Below are 7308 nucleotides of genomic sequence, written 5' to 3'. Positions count from 1 at the left end.
TAGGTTTCGAAGGGCTGTCGCCCTTTCGAAACCTAAGGCGGCCTTCGGTCATTAGTTCATATCATGAAATGTTTTTTTCCGAAAGGGTAGCGTCCAGGCCGGGCTATCACGATAGCACAAAGTCCTGAGGTCAGGGCGGGTTCGCGAAGCGAACTTGCGCAAGGGTTGCCAATCGAAGGGATATCGCCCTTTCGAAGCCTAATCCCATATACAAGGGAGGGGGAAGTTTCCCCTCCCTATAACCTTCCCCCTCGTGGCGATAGATCGCCGTCGGGAGGGATGGACGAGCATCCCTCCGACTCCTCTTTTCTTCACCAAGTTAAGAAAACGGAAGAATTGCCCGCTCCGTTACAAAAACATTCCGAAGAAAAAAATCACAATATTTTATCCGCGATAAAAAACAGAATATTACAATATAACACCTGAAATCATCAATATCAGGACAAATTACCAATGCCCGTCTTCGGAGGAAAAACGACAGGGAGCTCGCATATAAAAAAAGGTGTTCCCTGCCAGGATGCATTTCGCAGCGAAAAGACCGACAGCGGAGAGATCATCGTAGCTGTTGCCGACGGCCTCGGTAGTGCGGAACATTCGGAGATCGGTGCGAAAATTGCAGTAAATACTGCTGTAGACAAGATAAAATCTCTTTTCACAAACAGTGACTATGGAATCCCTGACGCATCATTGATGAAAAACCGGGATATAATAACGGAAGCATTCTCTGCCTCAAGAACCGCACTAGAGGATTTTGCCGGTGATAACGGGTACCCGCTGAAAAAACTGGCATGTACCCTGATCGTCGCATTTACCTGGGAAAGATACCTCACAACCGGGCATATCGGCGATGGCGCCGTTACTGCACTGATCCAAGACGAGATCAGGATAATCTCAGATCCCGGCAACTCGGAATATGTAAACGAGGTAACTCCCCTGACTTCCGGGAAGATAGAAGATAATATCAGGATAAATGAGAATATCCCGTATGTCAGCGTATTCGCGGCATTTACCGACGGATGCCAGCGGGCATTTTTAGTGAGAAAAAACGGGGAATATCTCCCATACGAACCTTTTTTCCGGCCGATCTTCACCTATGCAAAAGATGTAGCTGATGAAGAAGAAGCATCCAAAGAGATCGTCAGGTTCCTTGAATCGGATAAGATGAACGAGAACTCCGATGACGACAAAACGCTTGTAATCGCTGTTGCTGAAAAAAGGGAGGATCGCCCTGTATGATCCCGGAAAAAATTGAAGTCTTCGATAACTCCGGAAAGAAGATACGGCTGATCTTTACAGGCAAAAGCGGAGGGGAAGGAGCAATCTACGCCATCGAAGGAGAACCAGACAACTGCGCAAAGATATTTTTCAAAACCGGAATCTCCGAAGAGCTCCACGAAAAGATCCTGACGATGGTGAAATATCCGCCCGGCGGAGGACTCACGAAACCTGCAGACGAGATCTCCTCGAGTTCGATAGCATGGCCCTCTTCCCCCCTGTACATGGCAGACAACGGAAAACGCAGATTTGTCGGTTATGCAATGCCCAAAATAGATACCGGGATGTTCAGGGAATCGCACATGTATTACGATCCCGGCGACCGGCTTAAAATGCTTGGCGGGTCATTCTCGTGGCAGTATCTCATGACAGCCGCATACAACATCTCGTTCGTCGTCTCGAAGATCCACGAAATAGGACATTGCGTAGGGGACTTCAGCCCGAGAAATATCCTGATAGCACGAACGGCTGCAGTATCGTTCATCGACTGTGATTCCTTCCAGGTGAGCAATCCGGAAACCGGCAGGACATTCTACACAAAGGTCGGGACGGGCGAACTCCTCCCCCCCGAACTAATGGGAAAAAACTTCAGGAAGGAGGAGATTACCAGGCACAACTCCGATCTGTTTGCACTTGGAATAGTGATCTTCAGACTGCTCATGAACGGTGCACACCCCTACCAGGCAGCAGGAAAAGATGTCTGGGACCTCCCGACTATCGAACAGAAAACCCTGAGGGGGATCTATCCGTATGTTCCGCAGAAGGGAAAGGACATCCGGCCGCCAAGATATGCACCTGCATACGGCATCGTTCCCCCGTGCATCAGGGATCTTTTTTCAGAGTGTTTTGTCAAAGGGCATGGAGATCCGCTCAAAAGACCTTCGGCTGACGACTGGTGCAGATGCCTTGCGGATGAGATAAGAAAACTGAAAAGATGCAACACAAACCCCAACCACTGGTACGGAGGGCACCTGAAGGAGTGCCCGTGGTGCGAACTATCCCGGAGAGGAGGAAAAGATCTCTTCCCATATACAAAAACAAAGATTAAAACAGGGGAGAACAGGCAGATTGCCCATTCGGCCTCCGGCCCCGCCCAGATAAAATCCTGCCTCATCCAATGCGATCCCCGGCACTTCAGTTTCAGGACGGACTCCGGCACCACTGTCAAAGGAAAAATCGAAGTAGAGATCTCGGGCTGCAAAGACGGAAAACTTTCAGTCGGAAGAGATGCGGCATGGATCACCGACATCCGGAAGACGGGAGAATCAGGGAATAAAAAGACCTTCGAATTTGTTATAGAACCTTCAAAAATTCCCAATAAAAAAGAGGGCATCAGGTACAGGGCAAATATCCTGCTCAGGGCAGCATCCGAGACAAAAAAAGTTCCTGTAGAGATTGGCTTCTCCCTTCGGCCCCTGTGCGAACCGGAAAGCCAAAAGATAATCCTGAGAGGAATCGATCTTAAAAATCCAACGGACATCCTGTTTTCAGTAAAAAATGCAGGAGAAGGAACCCTGACCGGTACCGCAGAGACAGACAGGGAATGGCTGAAGATCAGCCCGGAATCTTTCTCTGCAGGAGACAGGCAGGAATTCAGGATAAAAATTCTCCCGGAAAAGTCACGCAAATCACTTATTCACGGGAATCTGATCTTCAAAACAAATGGCGGGAATCTTAAAGTTCCTCTTTTCGCTTCTGAAACTCTATCGTGCTCCTAGAATTAGATTTATATGATTGAGCAGATCATATAGAGTCTATGGCGAATAGGACAAAACGAATAGTAATAGTATCCCTGATTATGGCTGCGGCACTTCTGGTATCAGGTGCATCTGCAATTACAATCAACTCACTAGATCTGGATATTGCAGAAAACGGAGACACCACACTTAATTTCGATTACTCGCTTTCAGCCTTGGAATCATTTGCAGTCTTCGTGAAGCTTGCAGACCCGGCTGCAGAACTTCAAAATGCCATAGATCAAAGGACAGACCAGGAAGTAGAGGTTCTTGATGCCACATCCAGCAGTACGACACTGCTTGTCCCGGAATACATCAAGCCGGAAAGCACTTCCAAAGGGACGACGTATACCACCCCTTCACTGGATTTCTCACAGGCAGAAGATATCCTTAAGGAATACTGGTTTGCTTCGCTTATTACAATCGATCTCTCTCCAGGAATCACAACAATCACATTCCCCGACGGTTACAGCGAATCATTTACAAACAGTATTCAGATACCTTCGGTAACACATACAATATAGATCCATTAATTTTTTTATATCGAAAATCATCAGTCAATTAAAGGGGGGGGCAAAGTCTGACCGATCACCGATCTGCATAAGTATAAATATTGCTGTTACCAGATGGAAAGGATCGACAAATTTTTTCAATTCCGGGAAATAGTAGTGCATTAAAATGCAAAAAGAAACAAATAAATGAAAATAAATTATCTGTTTATTATCAGAAGGTAACATGGCGGCAATAAAGGTTCTCATAGCTGAAGATGAAATCGTCCTGGCGATGGGAATAGAAAAATCCCTGAAATCATTCGGTTACGAAGTGGTGGGAAAAGTAACCCGCGGGGAGAACGCCATAATGATGGCCATCGATAAAAAACCTGATATCATACTGATGGACATCCACCTTGAAGGGAAGGTCGACGGAATAGAGGCAGCAAAAGAGATTCATAAAAAACTCAATATCCCGATTATATTTTTAACAGCCTTCAGCGATGAAGAGACATTTAAAAAAGCAATCGAAGCCGCCCCATACGGATATCTCGGCAAGCCGTTCAGGCCCGACGACATGCGTACTACAATAGAGATCGCAATAAGCAGGTACAGGGCCGAAAACGCTGAAAAAGCACTTAAAATATCAGAAAAAAAATATGAACTGATCTTCAACGCGATGATGAACGGTTTCGTTCTCTATGAGTGCATGACCGATAAAGTAGGAAACACCTTTGATTTGAAAGTTCTGGATGTCAATCCGTCCTTTGAACGGATTATCGGGTTTAAAAAGGAAGAAATTCTTGGAAAAACCATCCTTGAGGTCATACCCGACTGGCCCCGGGAGTGGATTTCGGAACTGGGAGACATTGGTTTCGGAGGAGATCAGATCAGTACGTCCAAGTACGTATTTCCAATTAAAAAACACCTCCAGTATAATGCATTCAGTCCGGAATATGGCAAAGTGGCAACTACCTTTTCAGACATTTCTGATGTTGTCAGGCTGAAACAGAATGAAAAAGAGACGCTCCTGCAGATTGAGAAGAATCTCGAACAGCTGGCAATATTAAATGACGAAATCAGAAACCCACTCCAGATCATCTCCGGATTTACGCAGATTGACAACTGCGAACATTCAGCCAGGATCCTCGAACAGGTAGCCGCGATCGATAAACTTGTAAACCTCATAGACCAGAGATGGCTTGAATCCGAGAAGATCAGGGATTTCCTCAGGAAACACTACGATTATATTTAATTAAAAAAAGTAACTTCAGAGATAATCATCGAACCATAATGCCTTTGGATCTCTCTTAAACGACATCACCTTTCCTATTTCATGGGGATTTGCTGCCTGGTGATATTTCATATATACCTTCTCAGGATCCATACCGATCACTTCGATCTTTCCTGTGGCATGCGACATTACATATCTCGCTCTTTTCGCAAGCCCCGAGAGACTTCTTTTCGCTTTTTCATATATTTCATATGTGCTTTCCACCGGAACGGTAAAATGCCTGTTGCCTGCCGCAGGCCTGCACTGGAAGAGATAATAAGGCACATTCCCCGCTTCAGCAAGATTCGAGCAGAGCCCTGAGAGTGTTTCGGGATCGCTGTTTACACCATTTAAAATCGGAGTCTGGTTTGCAAGAGATGCGCCTGAAAGCCTCAGTAGATCCAGTGATTCCTTCGCCTCTTTTGTCAGCTCCCTCGGGTGATTGAACTGCGTCATGAAATAGAGCATCTTTCCCGGCCTGCTGTTCTCCCTGACCATTTCATGCAGGGATTCGTCTTCGATTATCCTAAACGGGTTGTATGCCGGCATCTTCGTACCTATTCGTACGGATTTGATATGTTTTATGGAAAAAAGTGCGGATAGAATCTTATTCAGCCGGGAAGTAGACGCCGTGAGTGCGTCACCGCCCGAGAGAAGCACGTTTGAGATCTCCGGGTGGCTCCGGATATAATCGAGATCCTTTGAAAGATCCCTGATCTTTTCATCGCCGGGTTCTATGAACAATCTTTTCCTGAAGCAGAAGCGGCAGAACCCTCCGCAGTTATCGCTTATCAGCATCAGAGCCGTTGCCGGATATTTGTGCTGAAGGCCGGGAGATTTCGTATTTCTCGCCTCCATGGACGGATCGAGCGAGCCCCACTTCACCATCTCGGCGGAATCGGGAATTATAATTTTTCTTATCGGATCTTCCGGGTCGTCCCAGTCTATCAGCGAAAGATAGTATTGATTCGCAAGTAATGGGAAATTATTCTCTACGTCATCCAGGCCGGAGAGTCCTGCATCAAACTGCCTGTTCACCTCCGCAACACTCTTCAAACACGTATTTTCTGTCATAAAACCTCCTATAATCAAAAAAAGATTTTGTATTATATACCAGTATATAGGTCCCGACCTGCCAAAAAAGTATCTAAAAAAAGCCCTGTTTGTTAAAATATAAAATATAACCCGGAATCAGATTTTTATCCGATAAATATCAATTACTTCACAATGGCGAATAAGAAGGGTCCGAAGAAAAAGAGCAAAAAAAGTAAAGGCAAACTTGCAGCAGGAGTCGCTGTCGTTCTGATCGTAGTCATATCAGGGTACTCGTACGAGGAAGGATACTTTCCTGACGGCTTTTACCCGGGAGAGAAGGACGAGATAACTGTCGGTGCATTCAACGTTCAGGTGTTCGGAACTACGAAGGCATCCAACGACGAAGTGATGAATATTCTATCAGATATTATCTGCCGTTACGATATCGTTGCAATCCAGGAGATCAGGGACTCATCAGGAACGGCGATACAGGATCTGATGGAGAAAGTGGATGAAAAAGATCCCTTATACGAGTATGTAATCAGCGAGAGGCTCGGCAGGACTTCGTCAAAGGAGCAGTATGCATATATCTACAATACAGCCAAAGTGAATCTCTCATCTACCCCCCGGACATATCCTGAACCTTCGGGAACCGACCCCTTCCACAGGGAGCCTTTCATCGCCTCCTTCAGTTCGACTGACGGGGATTTTATCGCGACATTCGCAACCATACACACAGATCCCGACGAGGCTGAAGAGGAGATCGACGCCCTGACCGATGTCGCGGAGTACTGCACGGAGGTGCTCCCGGAAGACGAGATGGTGATCCTGATGGGCGACTTCAACGCCGACTGTTCGTACTTCGATGAAGACGATGCCTCCTCCCCGCTGAGATCCGGGAAGTACTCGTGGCTGATAGGAAACGATCTCGATACCACGACCAAATCGACAGACTGTACTTACGACAGGATCGTCGTTCTCGGCGACTACCAGAAATATTACACGGGAGATGCGGGTGTGATCAGGTTCGACGAATTATACGATCTCGACCAGGACCTCACAGAGGATGTTTCGGACCATTATCCTGTTTATGCTAAATTTTATACTGAAGCAAAAGGAATTGGAGGGACGATCGACACCCTTTACAACACTGCCGGGAACAATGAAACCTGCGAGGCGTGCAGCTCGGGATCAGTAGAGATCACGGGCCTGAATCTCGATGACGAGTGGGTGACGATCACGAACACTGGAGAGAGCGATGTCGATATCACAAACTGGAGGATCACGAACTCAGGATCGAGCTATTCGTATGTATTTCCCGACGCGATCCTGGAATCGGGGGAGACCGTAACTCTCTATTCAAAAACGGGAAGCAACACTGAAAAGAGCTATTACTGGAACTCGGGAGAAAATATCTGGAACAATTCCGGTGACACCGCCGGGCTGTATGATGAAGACGGCAACCTGATCGACAGCTACACTTCGTGATCTGCAATGG

General features: G+C 46.6%; 6 protein-coding genes. 5 read left to right on the top strand and 1 reads right to left on the bottom strand.

Features of this window, described 5'->3' with window-relative positions:
• The first annotated feature begins 453 nt into the window (after positions 1-453).
• The 4 genes from METPAY_RS11860 to METPAY_RS14365 all read left to right on the top strand — a co-directional run bounded on the left by METPAY_RS11860 (position 454) and on the right by METPAY_RS14365 (position 4757).
• Positions 454-1236 (top strand): PP2C family serine/threonine-protein phosphatase, encoded by a 783-nt coding sequence (locus METPAY_RS11860; protein ID WP_048152763.1) that lies wholly within the window; start codon positions 454-456, stop codon positions 1234-1236.
• Positions 1233-2993: a helix-hairpin-helix domain-containing protein gene (locus METPAY_RS11855; protein ID WP_048152762.1), complete on the top strand. Its 1761-nt coding sequence runs from the start codon at positions 1233-1235 to the stop codon at positions 2991-2993. The genes METPAY_RS11860 and METPAY_RS11855 overlap by 4 nt, the downstream gene beginning before the upstream one ends.
• 38 nt (positions 2994-3031) lie before the next feature.
• Positions 3032-3535: a hypothetical protein gene (locus tag METPAY_RS11850; protein ID WP_048152761.1), complete on the top strand. Its 504-nt coding sequence runs from the start codon at positions 3032-3034 to the stop codon at positions 3533-3535.
• A gap of 211 nt (positions 3536-3746) precedes the next feature.
• Positions 3747-4757 (top strand): response regulator, encoded by a 1011-nt coding sequence (locus METPAY_RS14365; RefSeq protein WP_052418801.1) that lies wholly within the window; start codon positions 3747-3749, stop codon positions 4755-4757.
• Between the two features lie 15 nt (positions 4758-4772).
• On the opposite strand, the gene METPAY_RS11840 is transcribed toward METPAY_RS14365, so the two are convergent.
• Positions 4773-5849 (bottom strand): KamA family radical SAM protein, encoded by a 1077-nt coding sequence (locus METPAY_RS11840; protein WP_048152760.1) that lies wholly within the window; start codon positions 5847-5849, stop codon positions 4773-4775.
• A 153-nt stretch (positions 5850-6002) separates the two neighbouring features.
• Between METPAY_RS11840 and METPAY_RS14360 the strand changes: the two genes are divergently transcribed.
• A complete protein-coding gene (locus METPAY_RS14360) occupies positions 6003-7298 on the top strand; it encodes a lamin tail domain-containing protein (RefSeq protein ID WP_052418800.1) in 1296 nt (431 codons plus the stop codon).
• Positions 7299-7308: the final 10 nt, after the last annotated feature.

The sequence above is a fragment of the Methanolacinia paynteri genome (genome assembly GCF_000784355.1).
In the GTDB taxonomy this organism is placed as follows: Archaea; Halobacteriota; Methanomicrobia; order Methanomicrobiales; family Methanomicrobiaceae; genus Methanolacinia; species Methanolacinia paynteri.
The sequence above is the reverse complement of the archived record's forward strand: the minus strand, read 5'-3'. Positions and strand labels throughout refer to the sequence as shown.